Annotated in this window: 20 protein-coding genes; 6 read left to right on the forward strand and 14 right to left on the reverse strand. The window is 70.0% G+C overall.

Translation table 11 applies throughout. The features are described 5' to 3' along the window. Positions 1–10: 10 nt before the first annotated feature. The 5 genes from INTCA_RS11360 to INTCA_RS11380 all read right to left on the reverse strand — a co-directional run bounded on the left by INTCA_RS11360 (position 11) and on the right by INTCA_RS11380 (position 5,484). On the reverse strand, positions 11–826 hold the full coding sequence (locus INTCA_RS11360) for a GNAT family N-acetyltransferase (protein WP_052338006.1): 816 nt from the start codon (positions 824–826) through the stop codon (positions 11–13). Between the two features lie 151 nt (positions 827–977). Further along, positions 978–2,138, reverse strand: a complete 1,161-nt coding sequence (gene ispG, locus INTCA_RS11365) for a flavodoxin-dependent (E)-4-hydroxy-3-methylbut-2-enyl-diphosphate synthase (protein WP_013493065.1) — start codon at positions 2,136–2,138, stop codon at positions 978–980. 97 nt (positions 2,139–2,235) lie between these two features. After that, positions 2,236–3,582: a M50 family metallopeptidase gene (locus INTCA_RS11370; protein ID WP_041307604.1), complete on the reverse strand. Its 1,347-nt coding sequence runs from the start codon at positions 3,580–3,582 to the stop codon at positions 2,236–2,238. A 111-nt stretch (positions 3,583–3,693) separates the two neighbouring features. Beyond that, positions 3,694–4,938, reverse strand: a complete 1,245-nt coding sequence (dxr, locus tag INTCA_RS11375) for a 1-deoxy-D-xylulose-5-phosphate reductoisomerase (RefSeq protein ID WP_013493067.1) — start codon at positions 4,936–4,938, stop codon at positions 3,694–3,696. A 24-nt stretch (positions 4,939–4,962) separates the two neighbouring features. Beyond that, positions 4,963–5,484 carry a pyridoxamine 5'-phosphate oxidase family protein gene (locus INTCA_RS11380; RefSeq protein ID WP_013493068.1) on the reverse strand — a complete coding sequence of 174 codons (522 nt, stop codon included), beginning with the start codon at positions 5,482–5,484 and terminating at the stop codon, positions 4,963–4,965. A gap of 74 nt (positions 5,485–5,558) precedes the next feature. Between INTCA_RS11380 and INTCA_RS11385 the strand changes: the two genes are divergently transcribed. Continuing rightward, the gene (locus INTCA_RS11385; protein WP_013493069.1) at positions 5,559–6,068 is read left to right on the forward strand and encodes a guanyl-specific ribonuclease; all 510 of its coding nucleotides are present in this window, start codon (positions 5,559–5,561) and stop codon (positions 6,066–6,068) included. Then, positions 6,065–6,412 carry a barstar family protein gene (locus tag INTCA_RS11390; protein ID WP_013493070.1) on the forward strand — a complete coding sequence of 116 codons (348 nt, stop codon included), beginning with the start codon at positions 6,065–6,067 and terminating at the stop codon, positions 6,410–6,412. Before INTCA_RS11385 ends, INTCA_RS11390 begins: the two co-directional genes overlap by 4 nt. A gap of 27 nt (positions 6,413–6,439) precedes the next feature. On the opposite strand, the gene INTCA_RS11395 is transcribed toward INTCA_RS11390, so the two are convergent. The 8 genes from INTCA_RS11395 to INTCA_RS11430 all read right to left on the reverse strand — a co-directional run bounded on the left by INTCA_RS11395 (position 6,440) and on the right by INTCA_RS11430 (position 16,102). Further along, entirely contained in the window at positions 6,440–7,480 is a 1,041-nt protein-coding gene (locus tag INTCA_RS11395; RefSeq protein WP_013493071.1) for a DnaB-like helicase C-terminal domain-containing protein, read from the reverse strand. A gap of 91 nt (positions 7,481–7,571) precedes the next feature. Beyond that, positions 7,572–9,041, reverse strand: a complete 1,470-nt coding sequence (locus INTCA_RS11400; RefSeq protein ID WP_013493072.1) for an NAD-dependent succinate-semialdehyde dehydrogenase — start codon at positions 9,039–9,041, stop codon at positions 7,572–7,574. Positions 9,042–9,119: 78 nt separating this feature from the next. Next, positions 9,120–10,397 carry a saccharopine dehydrogenase family protein gene (locus tag INTCA_RS11405; protein WP_013493073.1) on the reverse strand — a complete coding sequence of 426 codons (1,278 nt, stop codon included), beginning with the start codon at positions 10,395–10,397 and terminating at the stop codon, positions 9,120–9,122. A gap of 6 nt (positions 10,398–10,403) precedes the next feature. Then, positions 10,404–11,210, reverse strand: a complete 807-nt coding sequence (locus INTCA_RS11410; RefSeq protein WP_013493074.1) for an ABC transporter permease — start codon at positions 11,208–11,210, stop codon at positions 10,404–10,406. Position 11,211: 1 nt separating this feature from the next. After that, positions 11,212–12,141, reverse strand: coding sequence for an ABC transporter permease (locus INTCA_RS11415; protein WP_013493075.1), 930 nt, complete (start codon positions 12,139–12,141; stop codon positions 11,212–11,214). Beyond that, positions 12,134–13,252, reverse strand: a complete 1,119-nt coding sequence (locus INTCA_RS11420) for an ABC transporter ATP-binding protein (protein WP_013493076.1) — start codon at positions 13,250–13,252, stop codon at positions 12,134–12,136. The genes INTCA_RS11415 and INTCA_RS11420 overlap by 8 nt, the downstream gene beginning before the upstream one ends. Then, positions 13,252–14,514 (reverse strand): ABC transporter substrate-binding protein, encoded by a 1,263-nt coding sequence (locus INTCA_RS11425; protein WP_013493077.1) that lies wholly within the window; start codon positions 14,512–14,514, stop codon positions 13,252–13,254. Before INTCA_RS11425 ends, INTCA_RS11420 begins: the two co-directional genes overlap by 1 nt. Positions 14,515–14,653: 139 nt before the next feature. Then, positions 14,654–16,102 (reverse strand): gamma-aminobutyraldehyde dehydrogenase, encoded by a 1,449-nt coding sequence (locus tag INTCA_RS11430; RefSeq protein WP_013493078.1) that lies wholly within the window; start codon positions 16,100–16,102, stop codon positions 14,654–14,656. Between the two features lie 113 nt (positions 16,103–16,215). Here INTCA_RS11430 and INTCA_RS11435 point away from each other — a divergent pair, with 113 nt between their 5' ends. The 3 genes from INTCA_RS11435 to INTCA_RS11445 all read left to right on the forward strand — a co-directional run bounded on the left by INTCA_RS11435 (position 16,216) and on the right by INTCA_RS11445 (position 19,049). Continuing rightward, a complete protein-coding gene (locus INTCA_RS11435; RefSeq protein ID WP_013493079.1) occupies positions 16,216–16,680 on the forward strand; it encodes an Lrp/AsnC family transcriptional regulator in 465 nt (154 codons plus the stop codon). Continuing rightward, entirely contained in the window at positions 16,677–18,116 is a 1,440-nt protein-coding gene (locus INTCA_RS11440) for an aspartate aminotransferase family protein (RefSeq protein ID WP_013493080.1), read from the forward strand. Before INTCA_RS11435 ends, INTCA_RS11440 begins: the two co-directional genes overlap by 4 nt. A 252-nt stretch (positions 18,117–18,368) precedes the next feature. Then, positions 18,369–19,049 carry a hypothetical protein gene (locus tag INTCA_RS11445; RefSeq protein ID WP_013493081.1) on the forward strand — a complete coding sequence of 227 codons (681 nt, stop codon included), beginning with the start codon at positions 18,369–18,371 and terminating at the stop codon, positions 19,047–19,049. Positions 19,050–19,144: 95 nt separating this feature from the next. Here the strand turns inward: INTCA_RS11445 and INTCA_RS11450 are convergent, their stop codons facing one another. Further along, complete coding sequence (locus tag INTCA_RS11450; protein WP_013493082.1) at positions 19,145–20,083, reverse strand: AEC family transporter; 939 nt, start codon at positions 20,081–20,083, stop codon at positions 19,145–19,147. A gap of 126 nt (positions 20,084–20,209) precedes the next feature. Here INTCA_RS11450 and INTCA_RS11455 point away from each other — a divergent pair, with 126 nt between their 5' ends. Next, complete coding sequence (locus INTCA_RS11455) at positions 20,210–21,430, forward strand: SLOG cluster 4 domain-containing protein (RefSeq protein WP_013493083.1); 1,221 nt, start codon at positions 20,210–20,212, stop codon at positions 21,428–21,430. Positions 21,431–21,440: the final 10 nt, after the last annotated feature.

A 21,440-nucleotide genomic window follows, 5' to 3' on the forward strand; every position in this document is an offset into this window, starting at 1 on the left:
GCAGCACAGGTCAGAGCAGGACGGTGGTGAAGGCGCCGACCTCTCGGAAGCCGCACCGGGCATAGGTGGCGCGCGCCGGGGCGTTGAAGTCGTTGACGTAGAGGGACACCTCGTCGGCCAACGAGTCGAGCACCTGCTCCACCACCGCGGCCATGGCCGGCACGGCGAGGCCCTGGCCGCGCAGGCGCGGGTGCACCCAGACACCTTGGACCTGGGCGCAGCCGAGCGCGAGCGAGCCGACGTCAGCCTTGAAGACGACCTCCCCGTCCTCGACCCGCACGAAGGTGTGCCCCTGCCGGATCAGCGCTGCGACACTGGCGCGGTAGCCGCGGTCGGAACCGAAGTACGGGGGGTAGCCGATCTCCTCGGTGAACATGTGCGCAGCAGCCGGGACCACGGCGGCGAGCTCGTCGAGGCGCGCTGGGCGAACGAGGGGGTCGATCGGAACCCCCAGCTCCGAGGGCCGTGTCGCCGTGGCGAGGAGCGGCTGGTGGGTGCGCACGGCACGGACCGGGCCCCAGGACGGGCCGAGGCGGTTCCACAGGCCGAGGACCTGCTCCGACGGCCCGAAGATCGAGGCGCACTGACGGCGCTGCCGCATGATCCTCGCCGAGAGGTCGGCGATCCCCGCGTCGTCGAGGCCGACCGGGACGACGTTGGCGGAGACCCACGCGAGGCCGTCCAGGCGACCGTCGACCCAGTGCCCGAGGAGCGCTCCTGGATTCGAGCGCAGAGCCCCCTCCTCGATCCGGGCCGCGACGAACACGTTGGCCACCCGGTCACGCGCACACCAGTCGAGGGCGGCTGGGCGGTCGTCGGCCGTCATGGGCCGCACCGGGAGGCGTTGGCGGAGCACCCCCACACTCTGCCTCCCCCGGAGGTCGCCTGTCATCCCGGCGCGCCCCCAGCGTGTGGAACACGCCCGCCGCGGCTGCGAACGCCGTTGTCGGGCCGACGGCGGCGCGGGCCCACCGGTCTCAGCCGACGGTGACGGTCGGGTTGCCGGCCGACTCCTCGTCGACCGGCTCGCCCATCTCCTCGGCGAGGCGCATGGCCTCCTCGATCAGGGTCTCCACGATCTGGCTCTCGGGCACGGTCTTGATCACCTCGCCCTTGACGAAGATCTGGCCCTTGCCGTTGCCGGACGCGACGCCGAGGTCGGCCTCGCGGGCCTCGCCCGGGCCGTTGACGACGCAGCCCATGACGGCGACCCGCAGCGGCACGGTCAGGCCCTCGAGACCGGCCGTGACCTGCTCGGCGAGCGTGTAGACGTCCACCTGGGCCCGGCCGCACGACGGGCAGGAGACGATCTCGAGCTTGCGCGGGCGCAGACCGAGGGACATGAGGATCTGGCTGCCGACCTTGACCTCCTCGACCGGCGGGGCCGACAGCGAGACGCGGATCGTGTCCCCGATGCCCTTGGACAGCAGCGCGCCGAAGGCGGTGGCCGACTTGATGGTGCCCTGGAAGGCGGGCCCGGCCTCGGTGACGCCGAGGTGCAGCGGCCAGTCGCCGCGCTCGGCGAGCAGCTCGTACGCGCGGACCATGGTCACCGGGTCGTTGTGCTTGACCGAGATCTTGAAGTCGTGGAAGTCGTGCTCCTCGAAGAGGCTCGCCTCCCAGACCGCGGACTCGACGAGCGCCTCGGGCGTCGCCCGGCCGTACTTGGCCAGGAGGCGCCGGTCGAGCGAGCCGGCGTTGACGCCGATCCGGATGGACACTCCCGCCTCCTTGGCGCGCCGCGCGATCTCACCCACCTGGTCGTCGAACTCGCGGATGTTGCCGGGGTTGACCCGGACCGCGGCGCAGCCTGCGTCGATCGCCGCGTAGACGTACTTGGGCTGGAAGTGGATGTCGGCGATGACGGGGATCTGCGACTTCTGGGCGATCGCCGGCAGGGCGTCCGCGTCGTCCTGGCTCGGGCACGCCACGCGGACGATGTCACAGCCGGCAGCGGTCAGCTCGGCGATCTGCTGGAGCGTGGCATTGATGTCGGTCGTGGGAGTCGTCGTCATGGACTGGACCGAGACCGGGAAGTCGCTGCCGACGCCGACCTTGCCGACCCGGATCTGGCGGGTCTGGCGCCGCGGCGCGAGAACGGGGGCCGGGGCCGAGGGCATGCCGAGGGAGACAGTCATGGTCGCCATTATCCCCCGCCAATCGAAAGAGCAGTTCGTCCCCCACTCCGGCGCGGCTGGTGCCGCGCCCAAGGGGGACGAACTGCTCTTTCGATGGTTAGCCGAAGATGCTGATCGGCTTGACGATGTCCGCGTAGATCAGCAGGACGGACATGGTGATGAGCACGAGGGACATTCCGTAGGCGATGGGCAGACCCTTGGCCACGTCCACGTAGCCCGGATCGGGGCGGTTGCGCAGCTTGGCCCAGCCACGCTTGACCGCCTCCCACATCGCACCCGCGACGTGGCCCCCGTCGAGCGGCAGGAGGGGGATGAGGTTGAAGACGAAGAGGGCCAGGTTGAGCGACGCGATGAGCAGGACGAGCTGGGCGATCTTCAGCCAGTTGCCGCCCTCGTCGGCCGGGATGTCGAGCGCCGCGACCTCGCCACCGATCCGGCCGACGCCGACGACCGAGATGGGGCCGTTGGGATCGCGTTCGCCGGACCCGAAGGCCGCCTCGGCCACACCGACCATCTTCTCCGGGATGCGCCAGATGACGGAGGCGGTGTCGACGACCCGGTCCCAGACGAAGCGGGGTGCCTCCAAGAGCGGTGTCGTCACGAGCTCCTGCCCGGGCGTGATGCCCATGAAGCCGACGCTCTTGAGGACGAGCTTCCCGTCCTGGGTGACGGGTGCTCCCTGCTCGTCGAGGGTGGCCCGCTCGAGCCGGGCCGGGGTCACGGTGAGGGTCACCTCCTCGCCGCCGCGCTGCACGACGAACGTCATCGGCGATCCGCCGCTGTCCCGGATCGCGGCGGCCACCGCGGTCCACGTGCTGACCGGCGCGCCGTTGATGGCGACGATCCGGTCGTTCTCTCGCAAGCCGCCCAGCTTGGCCGGTGCGGCGGGATCACCGGGCGCGCAGGCAGGGTGCGGGTCGGCCACCGTGGGGGTCGCCGTGGGCACGCACTCGGAGATCAGCCCCACCTTGGGCACGACCTGCGGCAGTCCGTAGAGGGTGATGACGCCGGTGATGAGCACGAAACCGATGAGCAGGTTCATCAGCGGGCCGCCGAGCATGACGACGACCTTGCGGCCGGGGCTCAGCTTGTAGAAGACCCGGTCCGCGTCCTCTGGTCGGACCTCCTCCATCGAGTCCGCCCGAGCCTGGTCGACCATCTGGCTGAACCGCCCTGTCGAGACGGTGCGCAGCTGGCCCTCGACGTCGCCGGGGCGCGGGGGCAGCATCCCGACCATCCGGACGTAGCCGCCGAGCGGGATCGCCTTGATGCCGTACTCGGTCTCGCCGCGCCGGCGGGACCAGATCGTCGGACCGAAGCCAACCATGTACTGCGTCACCTTGACGCCGAACTTCTTGGCCGGCACGAGGTGGCCGATCTCGTGCAGCGCGATGGACAGCGCCACACCAACGACCACGACGAGGACCCCTATGAGAAACAGCACCCGTCCATTGTCACATCCACCCCTGAGATCCCAGGCCTGGCCGCAATTCGATGTGATCGATCGACTCATAGCCCGATCGATCACATCGACCGGGCACGGGGTTGGAGGTGGTCAGGAGAGTCGCAGCCGGGCAGCGTGGCGGGCCCAGGCATCGGCGGCGAGGACGTCGTCGAGCGTGAGGTCGGTGACGCTGGAGCCGGGCTCAGCGGCATACGAATCCACCACGGCCGCGACGGTGTCGACGATGCCGACGAAGCTCACCCGGCCCTCGTGGAAGGCGTCCACAGCCACCTCGTTGGCCGCGTTGTACACCGCCGGCCAGGTGCCCCCGGCCTCCCCGACTCGGCGCGCGAGGGCCACCGCCGGGAACGCCTCGTCATCGAGCGGCTCGAACTCCCACGACTGCGCCTGGGTCCAGTCGACCGGCACGTCGGCGTCGGCGAGCCGCTCGGGCCACGACATGCCGAGCGCGATCGGGACGAGCATCCGTGGCGGTCCGGCCTGCGCGATCGTCGAACCGTCGACGAACTCGACCATCGAATGGATCATCTGCTGCGGGTGCACGACGACGTCGATCCGGTCGAACGGGATGTCGAAGAGCAGGTGCGCCTCAATCACCTCGAGACCCTTGTTGACGAGGGTGGCGGAGTTCGTCGTGATGACCCGACCCATCGCGAAGTTCGGGTGGGCGAGGGCCTGCTCCGGCGTGACGTCGGCGAGCTCGGCCCGGGTGCGCCCGCGGAACGGTCCGCCGCTCGCGGTGACGACGAGCCGCCGGACCTCCTCCGGACGCCCCCCACGCAGGCACTGAGCGATCGCCGAGTGCTCGCTGTCGACGGGCACGATCTGCCCCGGAGCGGCGAGCGCCTTGACGAGCGGGCCGCCGATGATGAGCGACTCCTTGTTGGCCAGCGCGAGCGTCGTCCCGGCGCGCAGGGCTGCCAGGGTCGGCTCGAGCCCGATCGCGCCGGTGATGCCGTTGACGACGACATCACCCCGCCGGGCGGCCAGCGCTGCGCTGGCGCCGGGCCCGGTCAACAGCTCCGGGTCGTATGCCGCTGGGCTCCCTGGCGCTCCCCCGCCGGATGCGGTGCCCGGCTCGGTCCGGTCGGCGGCCTGCCGGATCGCGGCTGCGAGCACGTCCGGCGTGGCCCCGGCCGCGGCGACGACGGGGACGCGGAGGGCCACGGCCTGCTCGGCGAGGAGCTGGACGTTGCTGCCCGCAGAGAGGCCGACCACCACGAACCGGTCGCGGTTGCGCTGGACCAGGTCGATGGCCTGGGTGCCGATCGAGCCGGTGGACCCGAGCAGGATCACCCGGCGGGGGGAGGCAGGAGTCGGTACGGCAGCAGTCACCTGCACATCCTCCCCCACCGGCCGTCAGGCGGTGATGCCGCGGCCGCGGAGCAGCTCATCGCGCTGGAAGGCGTAGGCGACCGCCCACGTCATCCGGAGCCGGTACATCCGGATGTCGTCACCCCACGAGAACGGGCTCGTGCCGTAGTGCGCCGTCCAGTGGGCGTCCACCTCGTCCAGCTCAGGCCCCGGCGCCAGCAGCTCAGCGGTGCCGTGGCTGAAGAGCGCCAGCTCCTCACCGTCGATGTGGGCCACGCTGACGGCCGGCCGGCGCGCGATGTGCTTGGCCTTGGCCGAGCTGCCGTCGGTGCCGAAGGTCCAGGTGCCGTGCAGGAAGTGGCCGTCCATGGCGCTGATGCGCGGCTCACCCTTGGAGGTGACCGTGGCCACGGAGAGGACCTTCATGCCGGTGAGCAGCTGGACCAGCTGCTCAGCCGTCAGGGCGTGCTCAGCGGTGATGATCGAGCGCAGGTGCGTCGAGCCACGCCCCCGAGACGCCTCGAGCAGGGCTTGGAGGGACTCGAGCTCAGTCGTGGTTTCGAGCATCCTCCAACGGTATCCCCGCCCACCGACACCACCCGTTGGCCGGACCGAGGGCCAGGGTCCGGCAGGATGAAGGCGTGCGAGAGACGACCCGCAGGCGCCTGCTGCTCACCCTGCTCGTCCTCAGCGCCCTGCTCGCAGTCTGGGTGATCGCCCGAGCCTCCGGACCGGGCCCGACGCACAGCGGGTCCACCGTCGGTTCACCCGGCCCCGCGGCCACGGCCACGGTCGGCGCCGACCCGACCCAGCGGCATACGGCATCGTCGGGTGCGAGCGAGAGCGCGACGGACCCGGTGTCGGGGCTGCCCTGGATCGCCGAGTCAGCCCTGCCGGCCGAGGCTCGCGACACGCTCGCGCTCATCGCCGCAGGCGGACCGTTCCCCTACCCCCGCAACGACAACCAGACGTTCCAGAACCGCGAGCGGCTCCTGCCGGTCCGTCCGCGCGGGTACTACCGCGAGTTCACCGTCGAGACGCCGGGCTCCGACGACCGCGGCGCTCAGCGCATCATCACCGGCGCCGACGGCGAGAAGTACTGGACCGATGACCACTACGACTCGTTCAGCCGGGTCCGGGAGGGCACATGACGACGTTCCTCGGCAGGTACGACGAGGTGGACGACCACCTCATCACCCTCATCGGGCACGGGTCGGACGTGCGGATCGTCCGGGCCGGTGTCGACAAGCGCACGGTCCTCGACGAGTTCGCCGCGGCCCTGGACCTGCCGGCGTGGTTCGGGCGCAACTGGGACGCGCTCGTCGACGCCCTGCGCGGGCTGCCGACCGAGGAGGGCCGCCGTCTCGAGCTCGTCTGGGACCACACCCACGAGCTGCGTGAGACCGCGCCGGAGACCTACGCCACCGTCGTCGACATCCTCGAGCAGGTCGCCGACGAACGCGAGGACCTCGGCCTGACGGTCATCGACCGCTGAGCCGGTGTCGTCCGTCGGCGGAGGGCGTCAGGTGGTGAAGACCCGCTCGTCGATGAGGCGCTCCTTCACCTCGTTGCCGCGCGTGTGGAAGCGGCCGTGCTCGAAGTCCTTGGCGAACTCCAGCTCGACGTGGGCACGGCCGTGGCGGTTCTTCTCGACGGTGACGACGGTCCAGTCGCGGAACCGCTGGATGTTGCCGAGGTCATAGACGAGGTGCTCGCGCGAGACCACGTCGACCTTGTCGCTGACGATGAGCACGACGTCGGCCTCGTAGGCGAGCGACGACGTGCCCCGCAGGTCGTGGGTGCGCATCCGGTGGCCTGAGGCCAGCGCATCCTTGTCCGCGGCGGAGATGGCCACGATGGGAGCGCCGACCTCGAGAGCGAGGTCCTTGAGGCCCTCGACCGCGGCGGTCGTCCGCTCGTCCTCCGTCGTTCCGGGCACCGGGATCTTCTGGAGGTAGTCGACGAGGACCAGCGGCGCGGCCCCGGCTGCCACGGTGACCTCCCGCACCGTACGGGCGATCTCGTCGAGGGTCGTCGTCGCTCCGGAGGACTCGTGCAGGTGCAGGCGCTCGCCGTAGCCGGTCAACGCGGCGTGGGCCTCACGTCCCCCGGTCAGTCCGGCGAGCAGGGCGTCGAGCGGGGCGCCCTGGGAGCCGGCTTCGAACGCCGCCCGGACCGAGTGGACGTCGGCGGCGTTGCTGATCCCGAAGGTGTCGACGGCTCCCGCGCCCTCGAGCGACTGCAGGGACTCCATGGCCTCCATCGAGATGAGCCGCTCGAGCAGCGTGTGGGCCTCGTGTTCATAGGAGAAGACGAGAGCGGTGCCACCGGCCGCGACGGCGTTCCGCGCGAACTGGAAACCCAAGGTCGTCTTCCCGTTGCCGGCAGCGCCACCGACGAGAACCAGCTCACCGGAGCGGAACCCGCCGGTCAGCGTGGCGTCCAGCGCGGCGAACCCCGTGGGGTGGACCGTGGCGCCGGCGGCGAGGCCCTGCCGGAGCACGTGATCGACCTCGGTGAGCAGGCTGCTCACCGACCGCGGCGGCTGCGAGGGTCCGGTCACGGGGTCACCTGCACGGTTGCCATGGGGACGATTGGAGCACAGCCCGGCGAGCGGCCGCACCCGGTTCGACGATTCTGCCGGGCAGCTGACGTCAGAGCGCCAGGCCGACGTACTTGGTCTCGAGGTACTCCTCGATGCCCTCGAAGCCGCCCTCGCGCCCGACCCCGGACGACTTGACGCCGCCGAAGGGCGCCGCCGGGTTGGACACGATCCCCTGGTTGACCCCGACCATGCCGTACTCGAGCGCCTCAGCCGTGCTGATCGCCCGCGTGAGGTCCTTCGTGAAGAGGTAGGCGACGAGCCCGAACCGGGTGTGGTTGGCCAGACGGACGGCCTCCTCGTCGGTGCGGAACGTCGTGACCGGTGCGACGGGTCCGAAGATCTCCTCCTCGGACAGATCGGCCTCGACCGGGACGTCGGCGAGGACGGTCGGCTCGAAGAACCAGCCGGCCCCGTCCCGCGCGTTGCCGCCGACGACGACCCGGGCTCCCTTGGCGACGGCATCGTCGACGAGGGCCTTGACCTTGTCGCGCGACTTCTCGTCCACGAGCGGTCCGACGTCGACGCCGTCCTCCGTGCCGCGGCCGAGACGCAGCGCTCCCATCCGCTGCGCCAGCCGCTCGGAGAACTCGGTGGCGATGGACTCGTGCACATAGAACCGGTTGGCCGCCGTGCACGCCTCACCCATGTTGCGCATCTTGGCGAGCATCGCGCCGTCAACCGCCCGCTCGAGGTCGGCGTCGTCGAAGACGAGGAACGGCGCGTTACCGCCGAGCTCCATCGAGACGCGCAGGATGCCCTCGGCCGCCTGCTCGATGAGCTTCTGGCCCACCGGGGTCGACCCCGTGAAGGTGAGCTTGCGCAGGCGCGGGTCGCGGATCATCGGCTCCATCACGGCGCCGGTGCGGCCGTGCGCCGTGGTGACGACGTTGAGGACGCCCTTGGGCAGCCCGAGCCCGTCGAGCAGGTCAGCGAGGGCCAGCATCGTCAGGGGGGTCTGGCCGGCCGGCTTGACGACCATGGTGCACCCGGCGGCGATGGCGGGGCCGATCTTGCGGGTGCCCATGGCGAGCGGGAAGTTCCACGGCGTGATCATCAGGGTCGGCCCGACCGGCTGCTTCATCGTCAGGAGTCGCGTGGCGCCGTTGGGCGCGACGCCGTAGCGGCCGTGCACGCGGACCGCTTCCTCCGAGAACCAGCGGAAGAACTCCGCGCCGTAGGCGACCTCGGCCCGGCTCTCGGCCAGCGGCTTGCCCATCTCCAGCGTCATGAGCATGGCGAACTCGTCGGCTCGCTCGACGATCTGCTCGTAGGCGGCGCGCAGCAGCTCGCCCCGGTCGCGCGGTGCCGTGCGGGCCCACGCGGGCTGGGCTGCCACGGCGGCGTCCAGCGCCGCGCGGCCGTCCTCGACCGTGGCGTCGGCCACGTGAGTCAGGATCTCGCCGGTGGCCGGGTCGTCGACGGCGAGGGTGGAGCCGTCTGAGCTGTCGCGCCACTCCCCCGCGATGAACAGGCCCTTGGGCACCGAGTCGAGCACGGACTGCTGCGTCACTGCTGTCATGCGTTCCAGCCTAGATCTGTCGTGGTGGGCCCGACGTCGGAGGGTGGGATACCGCGTCGGTCGGGATGGGCCGCGTCCTCACCGGTCCTCGAGCCCCCACGGGGACTCGTAGCCGGCTGGTTTGGGCGCGGCGAGCAGCTCGAGGAAGGGCTGCGCGTCGAAGGCCTCCGGGCCGAGCACGCCGGCGCCGGCCCACGTCCCCCGAGCGAGCAGCTCGAGCGCGACGACGGGGTTGACGGCGGTCTGCCAGACGACGCACTGGGCGCCGTAGGTCTGCATCGACCACTCGTTGTCGACGACGTGGTAGAGGTAGGTCCGCCGCGGCCGGCCGTCCTTCCCGGTGCCGGTCACCCAGAGTCCCGCGCACGTCTTGCCGGTCATCTGCGGGCCGATGGTCGCCGGGTCGGGCAGGCAGGCGGCGACGACATCGCGCGGGGAGACGTCCACCGGCCCGCTCGAGCTGGGGACGCGAACTTTCTCGGTCCGGTCGAGACCGAGGGTGTGGAGCGTCCTGAGGACGCCGATGAACTCGTCGCCGAGGCCGTACTTGAAGGTCACCCGCTTGGCATCGAGCCAGCGCGGCATGAGGAGGACCTCCTCGTGCTCGACGTTGACGCACTCGACCGGACCGATCCCTTCGGGGAACTCGAACACCTCCGGCTCGCTGAACGGCTCGGTCGTGAACCACCCATGGTCCTTCTCCCACACGACCGGTGGGTTGAGGCACTCCTCGATCGTGGTCCAGATGGAGAAGCTCGGGGCGAAGATCTCGTTGCCGACCTCGTCGTGCACGACGAGGTTGGCCCCGTCCCGGGTGCCGAGCTCGTCGATCTCGCTGAACAGGTGGTCGCTGGCGTAGCGGGCGAACACGTCGGAGAGGCCCGGCTCGACGCCGATGCCGACGAGGGCGAGCCGTCCCTCCGCCTCCCACTGGGCGGCGTGCGCGAACTGCTCGTCGCCGAGCTTGACGCCGACGGTGCCGTACGGGTCGGTCGGGTGACGCCGGGACAGGCTCATCGCCATGTCGAGGTAGTCGGCCCCCGCCGCGCGGGCGCCCTCGAAGATCGGCATGACGAACCGGGGGTCCACGGCATTGAACACGTGGGTGGCGCGGTGCTCCCGGGCGAGGGCCGTGACCGCGGCCGCGTCCGAGGCGTCCACCTGGGCGGCCACGAAGCGCGCCGGGCCGTCAGCCCCCCCGGGGGCCGTATGCCGCTGGGTCACCTCGCGCACGGTGCGCTCGGCCCGTGCCACGTCGTGGTCAGCCACGACCCAGAGGTCGAAGAAGTCGCGCTCGGCCGCGATGCGGGCAGCGGCGTCGCCCACGCCCCCCGAGCCGATCATGAGGACCCGCATGGAGGATCAGGCCACCTGTCGGTTGCGTCGGTTGCTGACCACCTGGCCGGCGATCACGACGGTCAGGGCGATGAGGAACATCACCGTGCCGATGACGTACACCTGCACCGGCACGCCGCGGGCCGAGGCGCCCCAGACGTACATCGGGAAGGTGATGGAGCTCGGACTGGCGTTGAAGTTGGTGATGATGTAGTCGTCGAAGCTGAGCGAGAAGGCAAGCAGCGCCCCGGCGGCGATGCCCGGCGCGGACAACGGCAGCGTCACCCGCAGGAACGTCTGGAACGGCGTCGCACCGAGGTCGGCGGCCGCCTCCTCCAACCGTGGGTCGAGGGTGGCGACCCGTGCCTTGACCGCGACGACGACGAACGAGATGCAGAACATGATGTGTGCGATGAGGATCGCGAGCGGTCCCGTCGGCAGGCCCATCATGAGGAAGAGCGTCAGCAGGCTCGAGCCCATGACGACCTCGGGGGTGGCCATCGGCATGAAGATGAGCAGGTTGGTGCCGGACCGGCCCCGGAACCGGTAGCGCCCCAGCGCGAACGCGATCATCGTGCCGAGCACGGTCGCGACGAGCGAGGCGGTGATCCCGATCCGCAGGCTGAGCCCGACGGCGTCGCAGATGCCCGGTGTGCCGCACGGGTTGGTCCACCCGTCGGTGGAGAACCGGTTGAAGTTGTAGTTGAACTTGCCCTCGGGGTCGTTGAAGGAGAACACCGCGACGATGACGTTGGGCACGAGCAGGTAGGCCAGCACGACGAGCGCGGCGAAGGCGACGAGGTGGCGGCGGACCCAGTTGATGATCGCATCCATGTCAGAGCAGCTCCTCGGTCCCGGCCTTGCGCACGTAGAGGGCGACGAGCGTGACGATGATGAGGAGCAGGACGAACGACAGGGCCGCGGCGAGCGGGTAGTCGAGGACCCGCAGGAACTGGCTGTCGATGACCGAGCCGATCATCGTCGTCTGGGTGTTGCCGAGGAGTCGCGCGTTGATGAAGTCACCGCTCGCCGGGATGAAGGTGAGCAGGGTGCCGGCGACGACCCCGGGCAGCGACAGGGGCCAGGTGACTCGGCGGAAGGCCTGCATGGGGGTCGCGTAGAGGTCCCCGGCCGCCTCGAGCAGCCGGGGGTCGAGCCGCTCGAGCGAGGCGTAGAGCGGCAGGATCATGAACGGCAGGAAGTTGTAGGTCAGCCCCATGACCACGGCGAACGGGGAGAAGAGCAGCGAGTCGGTCGACGTGAGGCCGACCGCCTGCAACGCGTCGGTGATGCCGAGCTGCTGGGCCCACTGGGTGACGACCCAGTTGTCCGACAGGATCGTCTTCCAGGCGAGCGTCCTGATCAGGAAGCTCGTGAAGAAGGGGGCGATGACGAGGACGAGGACGATGTTCTTCCACCGGCCGGCCTTCTGGGCGATGAAGTAGGCCAGCGGATAGCCGAGGAGCAGCGCGAGCACCGTCGCGAGGGCGGCGTAGGTCAGCGAGCGGACCATGTGCGGCCAGTACCGGCTGAAGGCCTCCGCGTAGATGCCGACGTTGCCGGTGAACACGTAGCCCTCGTCGATGTTGCCCTCCTGGAGGGACTGCGACGCCAGGGTGATCATGGGCAGGACGAAGAAGACGGACAACCACAGCAGGCCGGGCAGCAGCAGGGCGTAGGGCACCCAGTTGCGGCGGGTGGGGCTGGGCGCGCTGCCGGTGGCGAGCGGACTGGTGAGGGACCCGGAGGTCGCCGCCTCAGACATCGTCCTCGACCACCGCTCCCGCCTCCGCGTCCTGCGAGGCGTCGAGGGCGAAGCCGTGCTCGGCCGCCCAGGAGACGGTCACGTCCTCGCCGAGCGACGCCCGGGCCGACCCGTCGTTCTGCTGCACCACGGTGAGCTCGCGACCCCAGGGCATCCGGACGATGTACTGGATCGCGACTCCGGTGAAGGAGACGTCCCGGACCGTGCCGCGCAGCCGGTTGGGCCCGCCGACCTCACCGAGCCGCAGCTTCTCCGGGCGGACCCCGAGCCACACGTCGCTCGCGCCCGCCGGCAGATGGTCCGTGGCCACCTCGAGGTCGGCGTCATGACTGCGCACCAGGGTGATGCCGTCGCGTGGCGAGCCGGGCACGACCTCGGCTCGCAGGAGGTTGGACTGCCCGAGGAAGTTCGCGACGAAGGTCGAGTGCGGCTTCTCGTAGAGGGTGGCGGGGTCGCCGATCTGCTCGACGAAGCCGGCGTTCATGACCGCGATGGTGTCGGCCATGGTCATGGCCTCCTCCTGGTCATGGGTGACGTGGATGAAGGTGAGTCCGACCTCCTGCTGGATCCGTTTGAGCTCGATCTGCATCTGCCGGCGCAGCTTGAGGTCGAGCGCCCCGAGCGGCTCGTCGAGCAGGAGGACGTCGGGCCGGTTGACGAGGGCCCGCGCCAGGGCCACCCGCTGCTGCATCCCGCCGGACAGCTGGACCGGCTTGCGGCCGCCGAGGCCCTCGAGCTGGACGAGCTCGAGCGCCTCGGTGGCCTTGCGTCGGGCGTCCTTGTCGCCGCGGCGCTTGAGTCCGAACATGACGTTGTCGAGCACGGTCATGTGGGGGAAGAGGGCATACGACTGGAAGACCGTGTTGACGTTGCGCTGGTGCGCCTTCGTCGCCGTGATGTCCTGGTCGCCGATGCGGATCGACCCGGCCGTCGGCGCCTCGAGTCCCGCGATCATCCGCAACGTCGTCGTCTTGCCGCACCCGGACGGGCCAAGCAGGGCGAAGAAGGAGCCCTGCGGGATCGTCAGGTCCATCGGCTGGACCGCGGTGAAGGTGCCGAACGTCTTGGTGAGCGCGACCAGGTGCAGGTCGCCCTTGCGGGTCTCTCCCATCAGCCCGTGACGATGGACTGGAAGGCGCGGTTGTACTTGGTCTCCTCGTCGGGGGTCAGTCCGCGGAACACGTGCGCGCGGCTGAGGACGTCGGGGGTCGGTGCGATGAGCGGGTTCTCGCCGAGCTCGGCGTCGATCTTGACCAGCTCGTCGCGCGCCCCCTTGACCGGCGGGATGTAGTTGACCCACGCCGCGACCTCGGCCATGACCTTCGGGTCGTAGTAGTAGTTGATCAGCAGCTCGGCGTTCTTCTTGTGCTGCGCCATCGCCGGGATGACGAAGTTGTCCGACCAGATGGTGAAGCCCTTCTCGGGCAGTGCGTACTGGATGTTCTCGTCGTCGAACTGGAGCTGGACGACGTCGCCGGTCCACGCGACACAGGCGGCGATGTCGCCCTTGGCCAGCCCGTCGGTGTACTCGTTGCCGGTGAACTTGAGGATCTGCTCGGAGTCCTTGGCCTGCTGGATCATCTCGAGCGCGGCGTCGAAGTCGGCGTCCGTGAAGCTGGCCGGGTCCTTGCCCTGCTCGAGCAGGACGAGTCCGACGGTGTCACGCATCTCGGTGAGGAGCGTGACCTTGCCCTTGAGTGCGGGGTCGGTGAGCAGCTGGGTGATCGACTCGATCTTCTTTCCGCCGGTCGCCTTGAGGTTGTAGCCGATCCCGGCGAACCCGCTCTGCCACGGGAGCGAGTAGACGCGCCCCGGGTCGAACTCGACGTTCTTGAGGGAGTCCTCGAGGTTGCCCGCGTTGGGGATGTTGGCGAGGTCGAGCTTCTGGACGTACCCCTGGCGGATGAGCCGGGCGACGAGCCAGTCGGTCGAGCACCACACGTCGCGCCCGGTGTCCTGGCCTCCCTCGAGCAGGGGCCGCACCTTGGCGTAGAACTCGTCGTTGTCGAGGTAGTCCTCGGTGTAGTTGACCTTGATCCCCGTCTCCTTGGTGAAGGCGTCGATCGTCGGTCGCGACTTTCCGTCGTCGGTGACGTCGATGTACTCGGTCCAGTTGGACCAGTTGACGATCTTCTCGGTGTCGCTCAGGTCCTGGGCGGCCTTCGCCGTCGGGGCCGCGGACGTGGCCCCGGTGCCCCCCGTGGCGGGTGTCGTCGGGTTGCGCCCCTCCGACCCGCAGGCCGCGAGGAACGCCGCAGCGCTGAGCCCCGCGGCTCCCATCATCGCCGACCGGCGGCTGACGAGGCCACGGGCGAGGGCCGCACGGAAGGCGAGGTTGTCGGAGGCCGCTGGCTGGCGGTTGGAGTTGTTCATGAGGTGCTCCCGGGGTGAAAGCGAAGGGGTGGGGGGAAACGGGTCCGTATGCCGCTGAGCTGGCTCTCGAGGTGAGCTGACCCGGGGAGCGAGCCCAGCGGCATACGGCTCAGTGACTGCTCACGACCGACTCAGGTGCTCATGAGTTGATGTTGGCCATGACGTGCTTGATGCGCGTGTAGTCCTCGAACCCGTACATCGACAGGTCCTTGCCGTAGCCGCTGTGCTTGAAACCCCCGTGTGGCATCTCGGCGACGATCGGAATGTGGGTGTTGATCCAGACAGCCCCGAAGTCGAGCCGCTTGCTGACCCGCATCGCGCGCCCGAAGTCCCGCGTCCACACGCTGGAGGCGAGGCCGTACCTGACGTCGTTGGCCCACGCGACGGCGACGTCCTCGTCGGTGAACTGCTGGACCGTGATGACGGGCCCGAAGATCTCGTTCTGGATCTGCTCGTCCTGCTGCTCGAGGCCGGCGAGCACCGTCGGCTCGAAGAAGAAGCCCTCGCCGAGGCTCTTGACGCGGGAGCCACCGGCGACGATGCGCGCGTGGTCCGGGAGCCGGTCGATGAAGCCCGACACGTGCGCGACCTGGTTGGCATTGTTGACCGGCCCGAACGCCGCGTCGGGGTCGTCCGGCATGCCGACCTTGACGGAGGAGGCGGCGTACTCGCCGAGGGCGGCGACGAAGTCGTCGTGGATCCGCGGTCCGGCCAGGACCCGGGTCGCCGCCGTGCAGTCCTGCCCGGCGTTGAAGTACCCGGCGCCCGCGATGCCCTCGACGGCCGCCTCGATGTCGGCGTCGTCGAAGACGATGACCGGAGCCTTCCCACCGAGCTCGAGGTGGACCCGCTTGAGCTTGTGGGCGGCGCTCTCGGCGACCTGCATGCCGGCGCGGACCGACCCGGTGATCGCCACGAGGGACGGGGTGTCGTGCTCGACGAGCAGCCGCCCCGTCTCACGGTCGCCGGTGACGACGTTGAAGGTGCCCTCGGGCAGGAACTCGGCGGCCACCTCGGCGAGGAGCAGGGTCGTCTCGGGAGTCGTGTCCGACGGCTTGAGGACGATCGTGTTGCCCGCGGCGAGCGCCGGCGCGATCTTCCACATCGCCATCATCATCGGGTAGTTCCAGGGAGTGACCTGGCCGACGACGCCGATCGGCTCGCGGCGGATCCACGAGGTGTGGCCGGCCATGTACTCCCCGGCCGCCCGGCCCTCGAGGACCCGGGCCGCGCCGGCGAAGAAGCGCAGCTGGTCGACCATCGGCGGCACCTCCTCGGACGCGGTCAGCGCGTGGGGCTTGCCGGTGTTCTCCGCCTCGAGCCGGACGAAGTCGTCCGCGCGGGCCTCGATCGCGTCGGCGAACTTGAGCAGGGCCTGCTGCCGCTCGCTCGGCGTCGTCTCACCCCACGTCTCGAACGCCTTCGACGCCGCGGCGTAGGCCCGGTCGACGTCTGCGGCGGAGCTGACCGGGGCCTTTGCGACCACGGAGGCCGTCGCGGGGTTGACGATGTCGGTCGTGGTGTCGGCGTCAGGGTCGACGTACTGGCCACCGATGAAGTTGCGGAGCTGGCGAACCTCGGAAGTCATGCGGGAACTCTAACCGCGCGGCCTCCTGATTCGGAATAGATGCGTCAATCAATCTTCGGAATCAGTTGTCGCCTGCCTTGCCAACCGCGTGATCCACCCGTCAAGATCAAGCCATGCCCACGAAGCAGAGCGCCAACCTCGATGCCGTGTCCAAGGCGATCATCGAGCAGCTTCAGCACGACGGGCGCAAGTCCTATGCGTCGATCGCCACCGAGGTGGGCCTCTCCGAGGCTGCCGTGCGCCAGCGGGTCCAGCGCCTGCTCGACGCGGGTGTCATGCAGATCGTCGCCGTCACCGACCCGCTCCAGGTCGGCTTCCTCCGCTCCGCGATGATCGGTCTGCGGGTGTCCGGCGACATGACCGAGGTCGCCGACGCCCTGACGACCATGGAGGAGGTCGACTACGTCGTCACGACGGCGGGCAGCTTCGACATCCTCGCCGAGGTCGTCTGCGAGGACGACGACCACCTCCTCGAGCTGCTCACCAAGCGGATCCGAGCCCTCCCGAACGTCGTCGCCACGGAGACGTTCGTCTACCTGAAGCTGAACAAGCAGCTCTACAACTGGGGTACACGATGACACTCAACCCGAACGACGTCTGGGAGCCCTCGTCGGACCGGCGGACGCCGGCCGGCACGCTCCTGTCCGACGCGGCCCGCGACCACCTCTGGATGCACTTCACCCGCCACTCGGTGTTCGAGGACCCGGGGTCCGGCGGCCTGGGCCACGCCGTTCCGATCATCACCAAGGGCCGGGGGTGGACGATCTGGGACGACCGCGGCAACGAGTACATCGACGCCCTCGCCGGGCTCTTCGTCGTCCAGGTGGGCCACGGGCGTGAGGAACTGGCTGAGGCAGCGGCGAAACAGGCCCGTGAGCTCGCCTTCTTCCCGCTCTGGTCCTACGCCCACCCCAAGGCCATCGAGCTGGCCGAGCGCCTCGCCGGCTACGCCCCGGGCGACCTCAACCGGGTCTTCTTCACCACCGGAGGCGGCGAGGCGGTCGAGTCCGCGTGGAAGCTGGCGAAGCAGTTCTTCAAGTTGACGGGGAAGCCGACCAAGCACAAGGTCATCTCGCGCAACGTCGCCTACCACGGCACCCCGCAGGGCGCGTTGTCCATCACCGGGATCCCCGGCGCCAAGGAGATGTTCGAGCCGCTCGTGCCCGGCGCCTTCAAGGTCCCCAACACCAACCAGTACCGCGCCCCGCAGCACCTGCGCGACGACGAGAAGGCCTTCGGTCGGTGGGCCGCGGACCGGATCGCCGAGGCGATCGAGTTCGAGGGCCCTGACACGGTCGCCGCGGTGTTCCTCGAGCCGGTCCAGAACTCCGGCGGCTGCTTCCCGCCGCCGGCGGGGTACTTCGACCGGGTCCGCGAGATCTGCGACGAGTACGACGTCCTCCTCGTCGCCGACGAGGTCATCACGTCGTTCGGGCGCATCGGCTCGATGTTCGCGAGCATCGACTTCGGCTTCCAGCCGGACATCATCACCTGCGCGAAGGGGATGACGAGCGGCTACTCCCCCATCGGCGCGATGATCGCGAGCGACCGGCTCTTCGAGCCGTACAAGAAGGGCACGACCTACTTCCCGCACGGCTACACCTTCGGCGGGCACCCGGTCTCTGCTGCGGTGGCCCTCGCCAACCTCGACATCTTCGAGCGCGAGGGGCTGAACCAGCACGTCAAGGACAACGCGCCCGCCTTCAAGGCCACGCTCGACAAGCTCCTCGACCTGCCCCTCGTCGGCGACGTCCGGGGTGCCGGGTACTTCTACGGGATCGAGCTGGTCAAGGACAAGGCGACCCGCGAGACCTTCGACGACGCCGAGTCCGAGCGGCTGCTGCGCGGCTTCCTCTCCAAGGCGCTCTTCGACGCCGGCCTGTACTGCCGGGCGGACGACCGGGGCGATCCCGTCATCCAGCTCGCCCCGCCGCTGATCATGGGGCAGGAGCAGTTCGACGACATCGAGTCCCGGCTGCGCTCCGTCCTGACGGAGGCCGAGGACCACCTCTGACCCGGCCGCCACGGGACTCGCGGTGGGCGGGCGAGCGAGCCCAGCGGCATACGACCCATTCCGTATGCCGCTGGGCTGGCTCCCGCACGCCGCCTTCCTCCGCAACACACCCGGATAGCGACTGCCGGTACCGCCTATGGGCGGCCCAGGCGCGCGACAACCGGGTGTGTTCCCCGGCGTGGGGTGCGGAACCCATCTGGGTACGGCCGTCGTTGACAGGACTGACGACGTCGCCGACACGTGGGAGTGGACATGGGATTCCTCGATCGACTGCTCGGGCGTGAGCCCCTCCAGCAGCAGCACCAGCCGGCCCCTCCGACTGGCCGCCCCTATGACGTGCCCACCCCGAGGGGTGGCGCGTCGAGCGAGGACGAGCGGGCCATCGCGCGCTACCGCTACCTGCTGCGCACCGCCCCTCCAGAGGACATCGAGAAGGTCCACGCCGAGGCGTTCGGACAGCTGTCGCCAGAACAACGGCAGATGGTGCTCCAGCGCCTCACCGAGGACCTGCCCGAGGCGGAGCGTCCCCGCAGCGACCAGCCCGCGGACCTGGCCCGCAGCGCCACCCGCGCCGAGATGCGCCAGCCGGGCTATCTCCAAGGGGCCTTCGGCGGAGGACGGGGGGGCATGGGGATGGGCGGTATGTTCGCCGGCTCGATGCTCGGGACCATCGCCGGGTTCGTGGTCGGCTCGGCCATCGCGGATGCGATGCTCGGCGGCTACGACGGTTCTCCCGAGGCGACGGAAGCGGGCGACTCCGGTGGAGACCTCGGCGGCGACGGTGGTGACGCTGGAGGAGACACGGGTGGGGACGCCGGTGGCGGGGACCTCGGCGGGGATGCGGGCGGAGACGCAGGAGGCGGCTTCGGCGGCGGCGACTTCGGGGGCGGCGACTTCGGCGGCGGCGACTTCGGCGGCTTCGGAGACTTCTGATCCCTCGCCACGTAACACACCCGCTTACCGTCTGCTCGTGCCGGCTGCAACCAGAACCATCACGCGGTAAGCGGGTGTGTTGCGAGGGGACGGGTTCAGATGCCGGCGACGGCGTGGAACAGACCCGCGATCGCGATGATGACCGGCACGGCCGCAAAGGTGCTGATGAAGATCGCGTCCCGGGCCAGGGTGACCTCCCGGCGGTAGCGGACCGCGTACGTGAAGATGTTCTGCGCCGTCGGCAGGGCGGCCGTGACGACGACGGCGAAGAGCGCCTGGTCCCGCAGCCCGAGCGCGAGCCCGACGCCCAGGGCGACGGCCGGCATGGCCAGGACCTTGAGGCCGACGATGGTCCAGACGTGACGTGCCGAGGCCCCGGCCGCCGGCAGCGGACCGCGGCGCAGGGAGATGCCGAAGGCGACCAGCATCGAGGGCACCGCCATGTTGCCGAGCAGCGCGATGGGGTCGCTGACGACGCGGGGCAGGTCGATGTCGAGGACGGCAATGAGCAGGCCCGCGATGGCCCCGATGGTGATCGGGTTGCTGAACATCCGCCGGAGGCTGCGGAGCAGCCTCGGCCGCTCACCACGGGCGTCGCTGTCGAAGAGCGCCATGTACACCGGGGTGATGAGCAGCAGCTGCATCAGCAAGGTGGGGGCCACCCAGGCGACGTCGCCGAGCACGTAGAGCGCGATCGGGATGCCGAGGTTGCCGGCGTTGACATAGCCCGCGGAGAGGCTGCCGATGAGCTGTGAGCCCATCCCCTGCCCCGGCCACCGCAGGCGCGCCAGCAGGACGTAGACGACGGCGATGACCACGAAGCTCGTCACCGACGTGAGCAGGTTGCGCGACACGACGGCGTCGAGCGGTGTCCGCTGCATGACCGTCAGCAGCAGCGCCGGCGACGCCGCGTAGAAGGCGAGGCGCGAGAGGTTCACCTGCGCGGAGTCGTCGAGGACCCGCAGGTGGGCGAGCAGCCAGCCGACGGCGACAATCACCGAGATGGTCGCGAAGCCCTCGAGGACACCCAGCACGCGCCGATCCTGCCAAAGGCAGCCCGACGGTGCCGCACCGGTCCAGATCGCGGGTTTCCGCAGCAAAGCCGAGCGAAGCGGACCGAAGCGGACCGAGCACACCGCGCCGACCGGCATCATGGCGACATGGAGATCGAGACCCTGGACGCCCTCGACGAGCATCTCGACGAGGGTGGCAGCCTGCACGGGCTGCGCCTGCAGAACCTCGACCTCTCGGACTACGCCGTGCCACTGGGCGCTCACGGCGACCTGACCGGCCTCGTGGTGCTCGGTGGCATCGTGCCCCCGGACGTCGCCGAGGTGCTGCACCGCGGTGGCGCCATCCGCTTTCCCCAGGTGTCCGATGCGCCGATCGACCCCTGGCGCGGCCTGTACTACCCCGAGGACCTCTACGCGGGTCTCGAGAAGGGGTACGCCGCCACCCCTGACGCGCAGGCCTACGCGTGGTCGATCGACGCCAGACTGCGCACCGACGCCTACGCGACGCTCGTCCGGGCGATCCACGACGACTCGGTCACCGACGACCTCGACGAGTTCGTCGAGGGTCGGTCGTGCGTCGGCGTGATGGGCGGTCACGCGTTGCTGCGCGGGACCCTCGAGTATGCCGAAGCGGCGGGTTTGGGCCGACGTCTCGCCGAGGCGGGACACGTCGTCGTCACGGGTGGCGGCCCGGGAGCCATGGAGGCGGCCAACCTCGGTGCGTTCGTCTCCGAGAGTGCCGCCCTGCCCGATTCCCTCGCCCGCCTGGCGACCGTGCCGTCGTTCCGACCGGACATCACCGCGTGGGCTCGGGTGGCCATGGAGGTGCGCCGAGACATCCTCCGGGACGTCTTCGGGGACCTCTTCGAAGACCTCCCCCGTGACGAGATGGGTGACGAGATGGGTGACGAGATGGGTGGCGAGGTCGCCGACGAGGTCGGCGACCGGAGGCACGAACCCACCCTGCCCGCAGAGACGCTCGGTCCGACGGCCCGGTCCTTGGGCATCCCGACGTGGTTCTACGGCCATGAACCGCCCAACGTCTTCTGCGACGTCGTGGCGAAGTACTTCTCCAACGCCATCCGCGAGGACGGCCTCCTGGCGCGGAGCAAGGGCGGCATCGTCGTGCTGCCGGGCGCTGCCGGGACCGTGCAGGAGATCTTCCAGGCGGCCACCCCGCTCTACTACGCCCCGGCCGACCAGCCGCTGCCCCCGCTGGTCCTGGTGGGTCGGCAGCACTGGACGGAGACGGTTCCCGTGTGGCCCGCGCTGCAGCAGCTGGCGGCCGGACGTCGGATGGCCGAGGCGCTCCACCTGGTCGACGGGGTGGATGAGGTGTGCGCCCAGTTGGTCGTCGCGACCGGCTAGGGCGGAGTTT

Origin of the sequence: Intrasporangium calvum DSM 43043 (assembly GCF_000184685.1) — a bacterium.
Taxonomy (GTDB): domain Bacteria; phylum Actinomycetota; class Actinomycetes; order Actinomycetales; family Dermatophilaceae; genus Intrasporangium; species Intrasporangium calvum.